This window comes from Myroides oncorhynchi, from assembly GCF_020905415.1.
GTDB classification, from domain to species: domain Bacteria; phylum Bacteroidota; class Bacteroidia; order Flavobacteriales; family Flavobacteriaceae; genus Flavobacterium; species Flavobacterium oncorhynchi_A.
On the sequence record NZ_JAJJMP010000001.1, the window covers coordinates 2,300,444 to 2,318,373 of the forward strand.

The window sequence follows — 17,930 nt, forward strand, 5'->3', positions numbered from 1 at the left end:
TAATTAATATAAAATGAATATCATAAAAAAAACATTAGGTCTATTATCACTTGTATTAATAGCATCATGTAGTAGTGATGACAATTCATCACCAGAAAAACCAACAATACCTGAAGAAGGAGAAAAAGCTAGTTCTTACGTCTTTGTAATTAATTCTTTGACAGGACAAGAAGGAGGAACAAAATATATAGCAACAACAACATCCTTAACAGAAGGAATTATAAAAATAGATAAGAATAACGGTATCGAAACTGATTCTTATTCATTCTTTGTGCAAAACAATCAATTAATGGCTGCTGTATACGGATTTAGTGGACAAAGTCCATTGACGTTCTATAGTCTAAATGCTAATAATGAAATAGTAGAAGGAACTAAGTTAGCAACTGAAACGATTGGTAGTTACGGGAATATTGGAAAGACAGATGTAGTTAATGCTACATTAGGAGGGAACTTATTTGCTATAAATACAGAATTAAAACAAATGACTCATAAAGGGGCTGTTGATTTTGATAAATTAAAGTATAAAGATGAAGAAGCTGGGGGACGTAATTTAACTGGAGTATTTGCAGTAGGAACAGATAAATTATATATTCCTTATTCTGTGTCACCGAAAGAAGGAGATACAAAGTATAGAGATAATACATTTATTGCTGTAGTAGATTATCCTAGTCTTAAAATTAGTAAAACGATTATAGATGATAGAAGTGGGTTAATAGGAAGCTGGTTTGGAATGAATGGTATTCAACAGGTAGAGGATGGATCTGTATATGCATGGTCTCCTGCTGAGAAGTCTAAAAACCCTTCTGCATTTATTAGAATTAAAAACCATGAGATAGATAAAGATTATTTCTTCGATGTACAAAAAGCAACAGGAGGACATAAATTATCTCGTGCCGAATATATTAGTGGTAATCTGTTTTTAGTAAGCTTCTTTGTAGATAAAAACATTGAAAGTACTTGGTCTGGTGTGACTAAATTAGCTTTAGTAGATGTATCTAGTAAATCGATTAAATGGATAGAAACTATCGCTGAGCATGCACAAATGCCATATAAACAAAAGATATATGTAGAGAAAGATAAGAAAACAGTACACTACGTAGCACCAATTGAGAAAACAAACCGTTTTCAAGTGTATAATATAGATGTTACAACAGGTATTGCTAAAAAAGGTATTACAATAGAAAATGCCAATGATGTAACAGCTATTTCTAAATTAGAATCTGTACAATAGTTTTTGAATTTTCATAAATATACAATTCATTAGTTAGCGTTATAAACTAGAATTACTCTAGCGTTGATACGTTTTTTTTAAGGCAGTAATCTCAGTGATGAGGTTGCTGCTTTTTTATTATCTTGTAGATTAATTAGAGGGATATTATTATGACAAATAAAGAATTAGTAAAAGATATTATAGATTTCTTAAAGACACCAAATCTGTTAGGGATAGAATTTTCGAAAAGCAAAAAAATAGGACTAGTATTGAAGTTGTGGATAATAACTTTGTTTACTATTGTACTACTAGGGCAAGTAATTAATAACTTAGTAGATGTACCTATACCAGATTTGTTTGACATTAAATTAAAAGAATTAGGTGTACCATTATTTGTCTTGTTGGTAACGGTTATAGGTCCTTTTTTAGAAGAACTTACTTTTCGTTTAGGGTTGCGGTATAAGCCTTCATATTTATTGATATCCTTTGTGTTTATTGCTTTATATATCCTAGCAAGTATGAGTAAGATAAGTGAATCTTTGGTAGTTAGTTTAGCTATATTGTTTACTGTCATTTTTTTGATATTAGTCTATTTTGTTAGTCAGAAAGGAGAGAAGAGCCAGATGTTCTATGTGACTTATTATCCCTATATATTCTATGGGGTAGCTATTGTCTTTGGGTATGTACATATTGCTAATTTTGAAGATATTACCGCGAGGATTTTGTGGCTTTCACCGCTTATAGTATTGCCACAGATTTTGTTAGGCTTGGGAATGGGGTATGTTAGAGTGCGTTTAGGTTTTTGGTATGGAGTATTGTTTCATATTTTGCATAATAGTGTGATAACATTTTTTTTATATTCACAAGGATACTTTAATATCTAATTATTTAACAGTGTAAGGTTATTGACTTTTGAATAAAAATTAAGGCAACTTAAATTGTAATAATTATCTTTGATAAGATAATATAAATCGGTGAGTTATGAATAGTATACATTGGCATACGAAAGCATTTGATGAGTTAACAGTGAATGAGTTATATGATATAATGCGTCTGCGTACAGATGTGTTTGTAGTGGAACAGAATTGCCCATATCCTGAATTAGATGGCAAGGATAAGAAGTGTTTACACATCTTTGCAACTAAACTAGATCAAATAGTAGCATGTGCACGTATAGTACCTCCGGGACTTAGTTATCCAGAGATTGCTATCGGAAGAGTTGCTGTACATGCTGATTATCGAAAAGATGGTTATGGACGTGTATTAATGCAACATGCTATTGATAAAATAGCAGAAGAATTTGGCGAACAAGATATACAGATTGGTGCACAAGGTTATTTGAAGAAGTTCTATGGTTCTTTTGGTTTTGAACCGTCATCAGAAGAGTATGTGGAAGATGGCATTCCTCATGTAGATATGATCAGAAAAGCTAAGCATTATTGGACAAAATTATAATAGCGAAGGGCAGTAGTAGTAAACTATTGCCCTTCGCTATTATAAATGAGATTACACTTTCTTTAGTTTCCACTTTCCTCGTTTAAATAGTATAAACGCGAGTATTGCTATGAGAACTTCAGCTGAAGGGATAGCTATAAAAGCTCCTTTAGGACCTAATTCAAAATAATATGTCATTAGATAAGCAAAAGGTATTTGGAATAACCAGAAGCCTACAACGTTGATTATCGTTGGGGTAATCGTATCTCCAGCCCCATTAAAGGCGTTCATCAAGGTCATCCCTGCTCCATAAGCTACGAACCCTATGGCTCCGATATACATCGCCTGAATAGCAACAGCTTTAATAGCAGGATCCGTAGTAAAGAATGATGCTAGTATCTGTGCCATAGTAAAGAAGATAATCGTAACTATCGCCATATATAGAACATTGTATTTTAGGGTAACGATAACAGATTTATATGCTCTGTCAGGATTGTTATTTCCTAGGTTTTGCCCCACTAGAGTAGATGCAGCATTGCTTAGTCCCCAAGCAGGTAGTATAAAGAATACTAGTAAACGCAGACAAGTAAGGAATCCAGAAGACCCTATCTCACCTCCGCTCTGTGCTACTATTCTCGCTAATATCACCCAACTACAAGTAGAGATCATATACTGTACCATCCCCGGTACGGCTATCTTAATGATATTCCACGTCATCTCCCACTGTATCTTAAAGTAGCGCAGTTTAAGTTGTATTAAAGAGTCTTTTTTAGAAAGATAATAAAGTTGGTAAACCACTCCCATACTTCTACCGATTGCTGTAGAATAAGCAGCTCCCTCTAATCCCATCTCTGGGAATATCCACCAACCTCTAACCATAATAGGGCATAGGATGATGTTTATAATATTACCAAAACCAAGACTCTTCATAGCAATAGCAGCATTACCTGCTCCTCTAAAGATTCCGTTGATTAAGAATAATAACATAATACTTATACAGCTAACTAATAAGATTCTTGTGTATCCGTATCCATATTCTGCTGATTCTTCAGAGGCTCCCATCCATAGTAACCAATCTTTTGCAAATATAAAGCCTAAGATACTTAATATAATGGTGATGATAATGGATAGTGTGATAGCTTGGGCAGCATTCTGTGCGGCTTTTACTTTATCTTTTTCTCCGATACGCCTAGCTACAATAGCCGTAGCTGCCATACTAATCCCAATACAAATAGCATAGATAATAGAGAGTAGAGACTCTGTCAGACCGACACTCTGTATGGCATATGCACTCTCTTTAAGATGACCTACGAAGTATAAATCCACTAATGCAAATACAGATTCCATCAGCATCTCAAACATCATAGGAATAGCAAGTAAAAATACAGCTTTATTAATAGACATATTCGTCAGATCAAAGTTCTCGCTAGAGAACGATTGTTTAATTAGAGCAAGTATAGGAGTCTTTTGTGCTTGAGTTGTTGTCGACATGGTAATGAATAGTCTATAGTAATTTGAGGATTCAAAGATAGTTGATTAGACAGTTCACAAGTGCATCCTCTCTAGATTTTATGTCAATGGTATTTATGAGGTAAATATTTTTAATTCATTTTTACTATAAATAACTGTTTATTAGAAGTATAGATTTTAGTGTGCAAAAAAAAGATAGATTAACTATTTATTTAGTTGTAAAACTAAATAAATAGTTGTTAGTTTGGGGTATAGAGTATTATTTAGTATAATTCTGTATTTGGTTATTTATGATTGAATATGTTTATTAAATTGTACTTATTAGTAGTATATTGTTTGTTGTGAGTGTTATGTGTGTTGCGTTAAATGTTAATATGTGTGTTCGTCCAATTAGGAACCTTAAAAAAATATAAATTATGATTAGAGTATTGTGTGTATCGGCAGCTTTATTGTGTTCTGCGATTATAGCTAATGCCCAAGAGAAAGTAGATGTAATGAGATATGAATATCAAATGACCTTGCCTGAAAAAAAGGAATCAGGAGATGAGGAAGCTTCTAAAGGAGGAACAGAGATTATTTATTTAGATGTATTGAATAGTGAATCTAGATGTGGAAGTGAGGGGAATATAAAAAGAGAAGAAACATTAATAGAATTTACTACAGGTGCCAAAAAAGATGCAGATCATACTGCTAGGTTTCAGGCATTAGGACAATATAGAAGTCAAATACAATGGTTGACGTATAAGAATGGTTCGGAATTAAATACTTATGGGAATTCTGGGATAGAGGCTTATAATGTAGGGGAATCTACTAATCTTATTAAATGGGATATTTCTCCTGAAATAGAGGAATACAATGGTATGAAGGTACAGAAAGCAGTAGGAGAGTTAAGTGGACGTACCTGGACAGTGTGGTTTACACAAGACATACCATTAATAGATGGACCTTATAAGTTTAAAAACTTGCCTGGATTTGTGGTTAAAGCTGAAGATAGTACGGGAGATTATAAGTTTGAGTTTTTAAAAAGTGAAAAAACATCTACTTCGTATTGGATGTCTGATAGACATAAAAAAGCAATGAAAGTAGATAAAAAGCAATGGGATAAGATTAGAAATATGAATGCAAATAAAAGCTTCTCTCAAATTATGAATGAAAGTGGAGGAAAGGCAATCTTTAAAGTAGTAGATGATAAGGGTAAAGATATTACAGATGAAATGACGAAAAAGAAGATGGGAAAAGGAGATAAACCAATAGAGTTCTATTAGTGTAATATTTAAGAGATGATTTTTTAATAAAAAAGATTAGGTATGTATAAAGTGTTTGTAAATATAGTAACTCTTCTAGGATTCATAATAAGTGTATCTGCCCAAGAGAAAATAGAGGTAATGCGTTATGAGTTTGAGATGACAATGCCATCTGTTAATAAAGAAGCTGATAATAAAGAAGTTTCGCTTAAGACAGAAACTGTTTATCTAGATATTCTTGGTAGTGAATCTAGATGTACTAGTGAAGGAAACATTCGCAAAGAAGAAGAACTTTTAATATTCTCTAAGGAACCTAAAGATAGGTCTTTAGCTATGGATCGTTTGCAGGTATTAAATAAGTATAGAAGTAGTGTTAAGTGGACAGTTTATAAAAGTAAAACAGAGTTAAACACCTATGATAGTTCTGGTTTTGATATTTATAAAGTAGGAGAATCCACTAATCTTATTAAATGGGATATTTCCTCTGAAGTAGAGGAATATAATGATATGAAGGTACAGAAAGCAGTAGGAGAGTTAAGTGGACGTATCTGGACAGTGTGGTTTACCCAAGATATCCCTTTGATAGACGGCCCCTATAAGTTTAAGAACCTGCCAGGGTTTGTGGTAAAGGCTGAGGATGGTACAGGAGATTATAAATTAGAGTTTCTTAAAAGTGAAAAAGTAACTACATCTTATTGGTTAACAGAAAGAAATGCTAAGGCAATGGCTGTTGATAAAAAGCAATGGAATAAAATAAGAAATACTAATGCAAATAAGAATGCTAATCAGATATTAGGAGAAAGAGGTATTACTCTAAAATCAAAAGAGGACACTAGTGAGAGATTGACTAAGAAGTTAGGTAAAGAGGATAAACCTATTGAGTTCTATTAGTCTAAAGTGATTAAATTATGAAGAAATATTTATTTAGTATTACAGTTACTGTTTTAACAGTTTTAGGAACACTAGCTCAGGATAAAATAGAGGTCATGAGATATGAATATGAAGTTACATTTAAACCATCTGTTAAGTCAGACGAAATGTTTACAGAGTCTGTATTTTTAGATGTATGGGATACTTCTTCTCGATTTTATTCTAAAGGGTATGCTACTCGAGTGGAAAGTTTAGCCAACCCTAAGAATAAAGGACTAATAGGTAAATCTGTTAGTATGCCTGACGAGCTCACTGATTTTGAAGCAGTAGTAGTGAGAGATAATAATAAGTTATTCTATGTGCAACAGGTTACAGGTACTATGCTTAAAGTAGAGAGTCTAATCAATCAAGTGAAATGGACGTTAGAAGAAGAAATAGAACAATATGAAGGAATGAAAGTGCAGAAAGCAGTAGGAGAGTTAAGTGGACGAACGTGGACAGTATGGTTTACTACAGAGGTACCAGTAATAGAGGGGCCTTATAAGTTTAAGAATTTGCCTGGTTTTGTGGTCAAAGCAAAAGATGATAAAGGGGATTATACTTTTGAGTTTCGAAAGAGTGAAAAGGCACAAGTACCAGTTCATTTTTATGAATATGAAAAAGCAAGTTTATCTAAAGAAAGTGAGCTGGTTAAAATTAGAAATGTGAGAGCAAATATGACTTCAAAGCAGAGTTTAGCTGCACAACGAATAGTTATAGTAGAAGAAGATACAATTGAGAATCAACAAAAGATGAATCAGAAAATAGGAGATAATACGAATTATATAGAACATTTAAAAAAATAAAGATATGAAGTTTCTAGTGATACCTCTATTAACCTTGTTATTCTTTTGCAATTGTTTAGCTCAAGAAAAAAAAGACTTTATGCGCTATGAGTACATCTTGACATATAAACCTTATGATTTGAAAGTAATGCCTGATAGTCTTCCTATTACAGAGAAGTTCTATCTGGATGTAGAGGGGAGTAATTCAGTATTTGTATCTGATTTGTCTTATAGTGAATTTGTATCTGATGTAATAGGAGAGGAGTATAAAGGAAAAGAATCAAAAATTACTTGGTTAGTCACTAAGGATAGTAAAGAAATGTCACTAAATGAAGTGCTGAACTATCTGGAATTTTATAAAGTTAAACAACCACTTAATCTTATTAAATGGACTATAACAAACGAGACAGAAGATTATCACGGTATGAAGGTACAGAAGGCTACTGGAGAACTAAGTGGACGTATATGGACAGTATGGTTCACTACAGAGATATCTATTATAGAAGGACCATATAAGTTCAAGAACCTGCCTGGCTTTGTAGTCAAAGCACAGGATAGCAATCAAGATTACATCTTTGAGTTTACTGAGAGTATGAGAGTCAATAACTATTGGGTTGAGATGGGGGGATATGATAAATATAAAGAGATAACAGATAAACAGCTAAAACGTATTAAGACGTTGAATGCAAACAAAAATTTAATACAAGTTCTTCGAGAGCGCGGAAGTAAGCTAATGAATGATGACAAAGAACCTTCTGATTTTATGACCAAGAAGTTTGGTAAAGAACCTAACCCTATAGAGTTTTATTAACAACAATTAATCCACCTTATTAACGATGAAATACTATTTATATATACTTCTTTTGCTAAGTGTATCTGTACAAGCTCAAGTAGCAATAAAAGGAAAGGTAATTGACGAAAATAAAAAGGTATTATCCAATGTGATAGTGTCGATTCTACATCCAGAGACTAATGCTGTGATTGCTTATGAGATGTCTGATGATAAAGGAGCATTCCATATACCCGTTAAGACCACACTAACTCAACTTAAGATAAAAGCATCAGCAGTCAACTATAGTGTATTTGAGAGAACGATAGAGAATAAGTCTCAAGACGTTCAGGTACAGCTAGTGGATGAATTCACTGAGTTGCAAGAAATCTTTGTGAAGGCATCTGCTATCACACAGCATAATGATACATTAGTATTTGACCTAAGCAAATTCGCTGGTAAGAATGATAGAGTATTAGAAGATGTAATTAAGAAGATGCCAGGTATGGAAGTGAAGAGTAGCGGTGAGATAGAATATCAAGGCAAGCCTCTTAACAAGTTTTATGTAGAGGGAAAAGACCTAATGCAAGGAAGCTACGGTGCCATTACTAAGGCACTACCTAATCTACACGTGAGTAAATTAGAAGTGATAGAGAATCACCAGCCTATCAAAATGTTAGAGGGCAAAGTTGCTTCAGAGAGCCCTGCTATTAATATAAGATTGAAGAATAAGGTAAGTCTAAGTGGGAGTGGTAAGATAGGGATTGGCGCAGATCCATTTTTGTGGAACAGTAGTATATCTCCTATGTTTTTTAGCAAAGGTTTACAGTATTTAGTGAGTTACGATACGAATAATTCGGGTGACGATGTTCAGAATAAGTTTAGAGCATTTGGAGCCATGGGAGCATTTGATACATATAACTATAGTAAAGGAACAGGAACTACACTTAGTATGGAGACAACTTCATTACCTGGGATAGATAAATCTAGGTATCTATTTAATAAAACTCATTTGGTATCAGCTAACTTTTTGACGAAGTTTACAGATAAAATAGAGATGAATACTAATGTCTCTTATGTCAATGATGAAGTAGAAAGAACAGGAGAGCAGTCTACTGAGATTAGAAATGTTGATGTTAATGGCAATCTTATAGGTGATGTAATTCGCTATAACCGCAAAAGCAATAGTAAATATTTTACAGAAGCTTTTAACTCTAAGTTTACAATAACAAAGAATACAAAGGAAAACTATTTAAAAGATTACATAACGATTAATGTGAGTAGAAACAAGGAAAGGGGATTGTTGTTACAGAATAATGATCCTATTTCACAGAGTATCTTATCCCCATCTTATATCCTCCAAAATTCGTTGAGTACACTAATTCCTGTAGGTAATAATAAGTTTGCAAACTTTAAGTCTATCGTTGACTTTACTAGAGATAAGCAAGATTATGATGTAGTATCGAATGGCAATGTTAACTTTCCGGATGCTAATTTAGAGAAGTATAGATTGCTGAATCAGTCATTTGTAGATAATACATTTTATACGCAGAATGCTGTGTCTTTATCATGGAAGCATAGACAGTGGACTTTTACAGAAGAGTACAGTTTATTGTATGAGAATAAACGCTTTGAAACAAATCTTTTTGGTCAAGATAAAGAGAGAGTATGGATGGGGAGTAATTATCAAAATGATTTGACCTATAATCGCTTCGTAAATCAACTTAATTCAAGTATCAATTTTAAAGGGATATCATGGGACATGACATTTACAGTTCCTATAATATGGAGTGCTATCAAGTTAAATGACAGAAGTATAGAAGAGAAGAATACTAAGAATGCAGTTGATTTTTCACCATCCCTTTATTTGTCATATAAGTTAAATAATATGTGGACACTACGTGGTGGAAGTTTAGTAAATACTAGTTATACACCACTTAGCCAATTGTATAATCACTATATATTTAGTGGATTAAACTTTACGGCTTATAAAGGTAAAATAGAAGATACGCAGTCATTTACTTCTTGGATACGCTTTGAGTTTAAGAATCCATTTAACGGATTGTTTGCTAATGGAAGAATTAATATAAATAGTTCTAGGAATAAAATTATGTTGGCTCAAACGATTGATGAGAATGGGCAAACGGTAATAGAAGCAGTAGAAAAAAAGAATAAAAGCAATACACAATCTGCTAATCTGAATGTTGGGAAATTCTTTAGTGAGTATAGTTCTAATATTAAAGGAAGCTTCTCTATTAATAAGAATACAACAGAAATATTAGTGAATCAATCTTTAAGAGATGTTGACACTTATAGATATAATTACGGTTTACAATTGACAAATAATCACTTTGATTGGTTAAACTTTACTTATGATTTTGCTTACAATGAAACAGAGAGAAAGGACAACAGTCAATCAACATATTCTTATGGAAATTCACATAATGTACGTATAGATTTGATTCCTTTTAAATCACATAGTTTTATTTGGAAATTAGATTATCAGGAGAGTGTTTTTAGTCAACAGAAATTTGCTAATCGATTTATGGATGTAGCGTACAGATTCAAATGGGATAAAAAGAAGATAGACTTTGATTTCCAGTGGAATAATATTTTGAATACAAAAGAATATGAACAAGTAATCATCAATAGTATTCAGACATCAACTACTAATTTTAAACTTAGACCTTCACAATTTTTAGTTTCAGTGAGATTTAATTTTTAAAATAGAACATAAAAAAACCTCCAATCAATATTAAGATTGGAGGTTTCTTTTTATAACCTTTGTGTTTTTTACTTGCTAAAGTTATCTAAGTCCCTTACGTTCTTTTGCACACTCACTGCTGCGAATAGAGAAAGTAAATAAGAGATAGCATAGAATCCTTTTTCACTTAATAGCATTTCAGCATTGATTAATCCGATAGTTAATAAAGTAACACTTGCTAATGTACCTATCCATCCGATAGTATAAAATATAGGTGTCACAGGAACTCCTTCTATTTTATCTCTAACACTTTTTTGTAGTGCCACTACAGCGAATAGACCAAATAATAGTAGCGTAAAGTAGAACCCTTTCTCGCTTAATAGTATTTCCGCATTCCATAATCCGATCAGAAATGTTGTAACTCCTATTCCTAGTGCTAACCAGGCTACTAGTACATAAATAGCTGAAGGTTTAAATCTGTCTAAGTTTTGGTTATTAGACTGTAAATGTGGTTTGTTTGTATTGTCAGGTTGTACTTTATTTGTAACCTCTGTTTCTTTTTCTTCTAACATGTTTTTTTTTGTATTTTAAAGTAAATATATATAAAATATTAACATATATTACTTTAATAGTGTTTTTATGTTAGAAATTGTGTGACATAATTTAGTTTAATGTTGTCATGAAAGACTTAAAACTGATATGTACAAACTGTTTTTGGTAGATAGTATTAGTAGCTTTTTTATCTTTGCCGTTATGTTAGAAATTCTTTACCAAGACGAATATATTGTAGCTATTAATAAACCTCGTGACTTATTAGTGCACAAATCTTTTATAGCAAGTGATATTCAGGAGTACGCTATTCAGATCTTAAGAGATCAGATAGGGCAGTATGTCTATCCAGTACATCGCTTAGATAGAAAAACTTCAGGGGTGTTGTTATTTGCTCTTGATAAAGAAGTTTTAAAAGTACTAAACGATGACTTTGCTACTCGGAGTGTAGAGAAGAAGTATATCGCTATCGTGAGAGGATATACCATAGAAGAGGAAACAATAGACTACGCCTTGACAAATGACAACGGCCAAGTACAAGAAGCAAAGACTTATTATAAAACCTTGCAGAGAGTAGAAGTAGATATGCCTTTTGGCAATCACTTGACTTCGCGTTACTCGCTAGTAGAAGCGCATCCTGAGACAGGACGCCAACACCAACTGCGCAAACACTTTAAACATATCTTTCACCCGATATTAGGCAGCCGTCCACATGGCTGCAATAAGCAGAATAAGCTATGGCTAGATACACATGGATTAGGAGCAATGTTACTACATGCTCTTGAACTAAAGTTCACACACCCTATTACAAAAGATACAATAGAACTTAGAGCGACTATCGATGATCAGTATCGCAAGTACAATGCTGTATTAGGATTCGACCTAGAACAGTATTATTAGGTTTACAGTTATCAGTTAACGGTTCACAGTCTTGCCCTACGGGCGTAAGAGGGAGTCGCCTTCGGCTAGGGAGAAGGGAGTATAATGTACTTAGATGATAGAATATACTAACGATTGATCTGATAGACTAAACAACATCACACCATCACAAAAAAACAACCAAAATCACTCATACCTCAGTGCTTCCACAGGGTCTAACTTAGCTGCCTTCACAGCAGGGTATAAACCTGAGATAATAGCGACAATAAATGTAGTCGTGAATGCAGCTATAATAGCAGTCCACGGAATAGTAAAGTTAAAATGCATAACTTGTGCTAAGGCATAAGCAGTTATAATTCCTAATATTGTACCTAGTAGTCCACCTAATTGTCCGATGATAATAGTCTCAGTGAAAAATTGGATAGCGATGGTCTTTCTCTTAGCACCCAGTGCTTTTCGCACCCCTATTTCTCGAGTTCGTTCTGTTACAGATACCAGCATAATATTCATTAATGCTATAGAGGAGCCTAGTATAGTGATTAACCCGATTACCCAAGCAGCTACATTAAGCATATTTACCTGTGTCATCATAGAGCGTATTAAATCATCACTGCGTTCTATACCGAAGTTTGACTGTTGAGTTGGGGTCAATCGCCTTATATTTCTAAAGTCTAGCGTAGCTTGATTTACAGCTTGATTAAGAAGATTGTCCTGCATTAACCCTACTTTTATATCATAATTCACATTAGCTATATTAAATACAGAGCGAGCGATTTGGATAGGAATAAAGATTCGTTGATCTTCATTTTTACCAAAAGTACTTCCTTGCTCTTTTAGCATACCTATTATTTTAAACTTATAACCTCTAATAGAGATGGTTTGCTCTAGAGGACTATAACCTTTAAACATACTTTTAGAGAAATCAGATCCTACAATACAAACAAAACGATTATTAGAAATATCATTATAACTAAAGTTTCTCCCTTGTAATACAGTTAACCCACTATTGGATAAATAATTTTCATCACAACCAATAATAGGAACTTCAGGGTCAGTTTTCATATAATCATTTTTAACCTCCACATTAGATGCAGCATTAAATGATATAGATACGTTAGCCATGGGGAAGAGAAACTCCTTTTTAAATTGTTGTGCTTGACTATAGCTGATAGGTGGGTTGATCTGTTGAACAGATTTATTTTTAGCCATACGGCTTGCAACATCATATTGTAACACAGTAAAAGTATTAGCTCCCATTGAAGCAAAGTCATTGAGTATGGTGTTGCGCAGAGCAGATACTACAGCTAGTATGCCCACTAATGCCCAAATACCGATAGCGATGATAAATACAGTTATACAAGTACGGAGCATTTGACTCTTGATACTTGATAATGCGATTCTCATATTTTCGATACTGAGTTTAAACATAGTGGCACGTAAATTACTGAAATAGTAAAAATACACAAAAAAGTTTAAAATACTTCCTTGTCTGTAATTCTTAAATTATGTCACAAATCCTTCTTTTAGGCTATAGTTTGAATAGGTTGATTTTAAAAAAAGTAGTAATTTTGTCTATTAATAATACATAAAAATTAAACAGAGATGGCAAAGAAACCTGGAATACCAAAAGGTACAAGAGACTTTTCTCCAACAGAAGTAGCAAGAAGACAATACATCATGCAAACTATCCGACATGGATTTGAGAAATTTGGTTTCCATCCTATCGAGACTCCTTCTTTTGAGAACCTTGATACCCTACTAGGTAAGTATGGTGAAGAGGGTGATCGCTTAATTTTTAAGATATTAAACTCAGGTGACTATCTAAGTAAAGTAGATGACGCTGTATTAGAGAGTAAGAATAGTTTAAAACTAACTAATCAAATCTCTGAGAAGGCATTGCGTTATGACTTGACTGTTCCTTTCGCTCGTTACGTAGTAATGCATCACAATGAGTTAGACTTCCCATTTAAACGTTACCAAATGCAACCTGTATGGCGTGCTGACCGCCCTCAAAAAGGGAGATATAGAGAGTTCTATCAGTGTGATGCTGACGTGATCGGATCTACATCGCTATGGCAAGAGGTAGAGTTTGTGACCTTATACGATAGAGTATTTACAGCGTTGGGAGTACACGGAGTAACAATTAAATTAAACAATAGAAAGATATTAGCTGGTATCGCTGAGGTGATCGACGCAAGTGATAAACTAATCGACTTCACTGTCGCTCTTGATAAACTGGATAAAATAGGAGAAGAAGGAGTGAGAAAAGAGATGACTGAAAAGGGTATCTCTGAAGAGGCTATCGATAAAGTAAAAGCACTATTTAACTTCACAGGTACATTCGAAGAGAAGTTAGATAAACTACGTATTATGTTAGCTTCATCAGAAGTAGGGCTTAAAGGTGTAGAAGAATTAGCATTCGTAGGAAAAGAAGTAGCGCTTATTGAGCTACAGACAGCAAAGCTAAACTTAGATGTAACCTTAGCTCGTGGACTTAACTATTATACAGGAGCGATATTCGAGATTGGAGCACCTGAGACAGTACAGCTTGGTTCTATCGGTGGAGGTGGTCGTTATGATGACCTTACTGGTATCTTCGGATTAAAAGATATGAGCGGAGTAGGTATCTCATTTGGGTTAGATCGTATCTATCTAGTGATGGAAGAGCTTAACTTGTTTCCTGAGACAGTGAGTACATCTTCTAAAGCGATGTTCCTTAATATGGGGGAAGAAGAAATGAGTTATGGAATGCAAGCAGTAATGAAACTTAGAGACGTAGGTATCCGTACAGAAATATATCCTGATAAAGCAAAAGTAGGTAAGCAATTCCAGTTCGCTGATAAGAAAGCAATTCCATTTGCAGTATTAGTAGGGTCACAAGAAATGGCTGATCAAAAATATACGCTAAAGGATTTAGCTTCAGGTGAACAGACTGTATTATCGCTAGAAGAGTTAATAGAGAAACTAAAATAAATAAGCATTAAGCTTGATTAATATAAGGTATGTGAGTAACTTCACATACCTTTTTTTATATCTATGAAGAAGAAAATTAGAACATTAACGGTTGATGAAACCCTATACTTATATCGTATAGGAGTTACTTATTTACCAGAGACAGAGGAGAGCATTTTCACGATGCGCATTTTTATAGATAAAAAGAGTAAGTATGCGTTGCTAGTTCACTTCAGGACGTTAGATGATTATTATGTAGGTAATCCATTAAATCACGGAGCTTTACTTTATAATAAAATACTTCAGAAAGAGATAGTAGTCAATTTAAATAGACCTCTGTTTATTCGTCAGGCGTTAGATTATGGATTAAGTCAAGGGTGGAATCCTGAGAATGCATCACAAGTATTAGATGGTCTGCAACTATTAGTAGAATTGGAGTATGATATACAGAAGTTACTACTACAAGATATGGTATAGGTAAGTTGTATTTCGTTTTTTTGAATAAGGTGACATTACTCAGCTTTTAGTCCTTGTAATTTCGTAATTTTAAACTTTATTCAAGATTAATATAAAACAAACTAAAATAGATATGGCAAGTAAAAAATTAGGTAACAACCCAAAGATGATGATGTTTAGATTATTATTCGAAAGTAAACCATCCATAGATTTGCAAGCCGTATTAACAGAATTGCACAAGGTGTTTCCTAATGTGACATTAGCTGAAGAGGCGAATGTGTTTACTTTTCCTGACTGTGAAGTAGAGTTTGAAGAAGGAATTGTACCAGCGCAGTGTGTGGTTATGCACGCTGAGGATGATAGTATAAAGAATGTAGGATCTAAATATATAGAACAGAACTGGCATTGGGAAGAGGGCGCGGAAGCTTTAGAGAAGTGTAATTATGAGGTATTAGTAACCGATTTCTTAAGTCGTAGCCTTGAGCCAAGAGTGAGAATCGTATTGATGCAACAAATGTTATTTGCAATGGCAAAAGTGTCTAAACCGACAGTTATTGTCTCAGAGCATGGCGAGAAGTTAATTAATCCAGAAGTGTTTATGGCTGATTGTCTGGATCCTAACTATGTAGGCCTCGATCTCATGATTAATGTACGTCTATTTAATGTGGAGCAACCAGAATATGGAAGTTTATTGATGGATACAGTAGGGCTTCACGCTTTAGGTGTCTCAGACTTCCAATTCTTTTATGACGACGAAGCTATTCTTAATGATGTAGCAAGTCGCCTATGGGACTACGCTTACTATCTAATGGAAGCAGGTGATGTGATAGAGGATGGACATACAATAGAAGGACTAGAAGTAGGAAGCAAATGGCTGTGTCAGAAACAGTTTGCGAGTTCACAGCCACGCCGTACTGTGATTAATCTGAAAGTAGATTAGGGAGTACACTTACATTTTATATAAAATCAAACGAAGAGAGGTAATGGCTACTACAGTTGTTACTTCTCTTTTTTTGTAGTCATTACAATTTTATATTTATGGTAAACTAGTGGTAAAGGTTTTGTTTTTAGTTGTATTTTTATCGCTCGAAGTAGAAATAAAAAAGTAAGGAGATATGCAAGTGAGTAGTGTTGATTTTCAGAGTTTTATAGATAATTATTCCCCGACTGATAGTGAGTGGATCGCAGTGGAATGGAACGGAAAGTACGGTGGTAAGTTTAAAGATGACAATTACCTGTTTAGAATACAGATAGCAGAGTTAGTCTGCGAACAGTTGGACACAGTTGATTTGGTGTTGTTAAGAGAATTATTTATCAATTTAGGAATGGTTACTAAACTAAACTTTTCAGTCTATAACAAGTTTCATTTATTAGCAGAAACTTTATTAGAACGCGGAGGAACAGAATACTTATATGATTATCTATGCGCGGCACATATCTCATTTGATACATTCTTAAGCACAGCAAGAATAAATTTAAGTACAGAACGTTTAGAAGAATTGATTGTTTACTTCGATTATCTAAAGGCAACAGAGTCAGATGCTGAAGTGCAGAAGATGTTATCAGAACACATGCGCAATCGTTTAGAAGAGTTAAAAAATAAAGAATAAATATGAAAAAAGCGTTAGCTATATTATTCCTTTTAATAGGATTTAAGGGGATTAGTCAAGAGAGCACGATCGCTCCAAGTACTGTAATGAAGATTGAGTCTTTAATGTCTTTATTTGAAAATGAGGATAGAGAAAGTATTGCTGAGCGTGTGGTTTACCCTCTAAAAAGAGAATACCCAATACCAGAGATTACTACGGAGTTCGAATTTGTGAGTCGCTTTGAAGAATTGTTTGCACCTGAATTTTCTGCTAAGATAGCACACTCAGTTATCGAAGAATATAGCCCAATGGGATGGAGGGGAATTATGTTTGACCTTGGAAGAATGTGGTTGACAGAGGATGGAGATATCTTCCGTATCAATGATCAGACGGATGTGGAGAAAGAACTAAGAAAGACGCTAATTCAGGCTGATAAAAAAAATATACACCGCAGTGTAAACAAGTTCTTAGAACCGTATGCGATTATTAAAGTCGGTCAAGATATCTGGCGTATAGATAGAAAAAGTCAAGATGTGATGCGTCTAGTGATGTGGATCGATGGTAAAACGATGGCAGATGTACCTAATCAAGTATTAGATGGAACTGAAGAGATACAAGGGACAATGGCAAATAGAGTACTTGAGTTTACAAATAAAAAGAGACAAGAGACTATTACTATCCTAATGGATAATCCTGAATCTACTGTACGTCATGAGGTAGTTATCATCATAAAGGACACTGAAGGTAAGGAGAGAAATCTTACTGGATTATCAGATAATTAGTAGCTGTAAAATTTAAATAAAAGTAACCACAAAAGGGCTGTAACGTATACGTTACAGCCCTTTTGTGGTTATAGTTGTTATCTGATTCGGAGTGATTAGATATTGGCAGCATAGTATTCTAGAATAGGAAGCCTTAATTTTTGATACTTTGTTTATAATCAAAGTGTAATGCAAATTTAAGAAAATAAATATACCTTA

The 17,930-nt window shown here is 33.9% G+C and carries 17 protein-coding genes; 14 read left to right on the forward strand and 3 right to left on the reverse strand.

The window, feature by feature from the left end; all coding sequences use genetic code 11:
• The first annotated feature begins 13 nt into the window (after nt 1-13).
• The 3 genes from LNQ81_RS10240 to LNQ81_RS10250 all read left to right on the forward strand — a co-directional run bounded on the left by LNQ81_RS10240 (nt 14) and on the right by LNQ81_RS10250 (nt 2,665).
• On the forward strand, nt 14-1,231 hold the full coding sequence (locus LNQ81_RS10240; protein ID WP_229946444.1) for a DUF4374 domain-containing protein: 1,218 nt from the start codon (nt 14-16) through the stop codon (nt 1,229-1,231).
• Between the two features lie 149 nt (nt 1,232-1,380).
• On the forward strand, nt 1,381-2,094 hold the full coding sequence (locus LNQ81_RS10245; protein WP_229946450.1) for a CPBP family glutamic-type intramembrane protease: 714 nt from the start codon (nt 1,381-1,383) through the stop codon (nt 2,092-2,094).
• Between the two features lie 97 nt (nt 2,095-2,191).
• On the forward strand, nt 2,192-2,665 hold the full coding sequence (locus tag LNQ81_RS10250; protein WP_229946452.1) for a GNAT family N-acetyltransferase: 474 nt from the start codon (nt 2,192-2,194) through the stop codon (nt 2,663-2,665).
• A gap of 51 nt (nt 2,666-2,716) precedes the next feature.
• Here the strand turns inward: LNQ81_RS10250 and LNQ81_RS10255 are convergent, their stop codons facing one another.
• Nucleotides 2,717-4,135 (reverse strand): MATE family efflux transporter, encoded by a 1,419-nt coding sequence (locus LNQ81_RS10255; RefSeq protein ID WP_229946453.1) that lies wholly within the window; start codon nt 4,133-4,135, stop codon nt 2,717-2,719.
• Between the two features lie 395 nt (nt 4,136-4,530).
• Between LNQ81_RS10255 and LNQ81_RS10260 the strand changes: the two genes are divergently transcribed.
• From LNQ81_RS10260 to LNQ81_RS10280, 5 genes are read left to right on the forward strand one after another with little or no spacing between them, the layout of a single operon-like run.
• The gene (locus tag LNQ81_RS10260) at nt 4,531-5,379 is read left to right on the forward strand and encodes a GLPGLI family protein (protein WP_229946455.1); all 849 of its coding nucleotides are present in this window, start codon (nt 4,531-4,533) and stop codon (nt 5,377-5,379) included.
• Nucleotides 5,380-5,421: 42 nt separating this feature from the next.
• Nucleotides 5,422-6,249, forward strand: coding sequence for a GLPGLI family protein (locus LNQ81_RS10265; RefSeq protein ID WP_229946458.1), 828 nt, complete (start codon nt 5,422-5,424; stop codon nt 6,247-6,249).
• Between the two features lie 17 nt (nt 6,250-6,266).
• Nucleotides 6,267-7,073, forward strand: a complete 807-nt coding sequence (locus tag LNQ81_RS10270) for a GLPGLI family protein (protein ID WP_229946459.1) — start codon at nt 6,267-6,269, stop codon at nt 7,071-7,073.
• Between the two features lie 4 nt (nt 7,074-7,077).
• On the forward strand, nt 7,078-7,863 hold the full coding sequence (locus tag LNQ81_RS10275) for a GLPGLI family protein (protein WP_229946461.1): 786 nt from the start codon (nt 7,078-7,080) through the stop codon (nt 7,861-7,863).
• Nucleotides 7,864-7,888: 25 nt separating this feature from the next.
• Nucleotides 7,889-10,546, forward strand: a complete 2,658-nt coding sequence (locus LNQ81_RS10280) for a carboxypeptidase-like regulatory domain-containing protein (protein WP_229946463.1) — start codon at nt 7,889-7,891, stop codon at nt 10,544-10,546.
• 68 nt (nt 10,547-10,614) lie between these two features.
• Here the strand turns inward: LNQ81_RS10280 and yiaA are convergent, their stop codons facing one another.
• Nucleotides 10,615-11,097, reverse strand: a complete 483-nt coding sequence (gene yiaA, locus LNQ81_RS10285) for an inner membrane protein YiaA (RefSeq protein WP_229946465.1) — start codon at nt 11,095-11,097, stop codon at nt 10,615-10,617.
• 181 nt (nt 11,098-11,278) lie between these two features.
• Here yiaA and LNQ81_RS10290 point away from each other — a divergent pair, with 181 nt between their 5' ends.
• Nucleotides 11,279-11,974 carry a pseudouridine synthase gene (locus LNQ81_RS10290; RefSeq protein ID WP_229946467.1) on the forward strand — a complete coding sequence of 232 codons (696 nt, stop codon included), beginning with the start codon at nt 11,279-11,281 and terminating at the stop codon, nt 11,972-11,974.
• 165 nt (nt 11,975-12,139) lie between these two features.
• Here LNQ81_RS10290 and LNQ81_RS10295 read toward each other — a convergent pair whose 3' ends face one another.
• Complete coding sequence (locus LNQ81_RS10295) at nt 12,140-13,381, reverse strand: ABC transporter permease (RefSeq protein ID WP_418887953.1); 1,242 nt, start codon at nt 13,379-13,381, stop codon at nt 12,140-12,142.
• Nucleotides 13,382-13,555: 174 nt separating this feature from the next.
• Here LNQ81_RS10295 and hisS point away from each other — a divergent pair, with 174 nt between their 5' ends.
• From hisS to LNQ81_RS10320, 5 genes are all read left to right on the forward strand, one after another.
• Nucleotides 13,556-14,926, forward strand: a complete 1,371-nt coding sequence (gene hisS / locus LNQ81_RS10300; RefSeq protein WP_229946471.1) for a histidine--tRNA ligase — start codon at nt 13,556-13,558, stop codon at nt 14,924-14,926.
• 63 nt (nt 14,927-14,989) lie between these two features.
• Nucleotides 14,990-15,382: a hypothetical protein gene (locus tag LNQ81_RS10305; protein ID WP_229946472.1), complete on the forward strand. Its 393-nt coding sequence runs from the start codon at nt 14,990-14,992 to the stop codon at nt 15,380-15,382.
• Nucleotides 15,383-15,494: 112 nt separating this feature from the next.
• Nucleotides 15,495-16,301 carry a DUF4261 domain-containing protein gene (locus tag LNQ81_RS10310; RefSeq protein ID WP_229946474.1) on the forward strand — a complete coding sequence of 269 codons (807 nt, stop codon included), beginning with the start codon at nt 15,495-15,497 and terminating at the stop codon, nt 16,299-16,301.
• Between the two features lie 175 nt (nt 16,302-16,476).
• The gene (locus LNQ81_RS10315; RefSeq protein WP_229946476.1) at nt 16,477-16,971 is read left to right on the forward strand and encodes a hypothetical protein; all 495 of its coding nucleotides are present in this window, start codon (nt 16,477-16,479) and stop codon (nt 16,969-16,971) included.
• 2 nt (nt 16,972-16,973) lie between these two features.
• Nucleotides 16,974-17,732 carry a hypothetical protein gene (locus LNQ81_RS10320; protein WP_229946479.1) on the forward strand — a complete coding sequence of 253 codons (759 nt, stop codon included), beginning with the start codon at nt 16,974-16,976 and terminating at the stop codon, nt 17,730-17,732.
• The last annotated feature ends 198 nt before the right edge of the window (nt 17,733-17,930 follow it).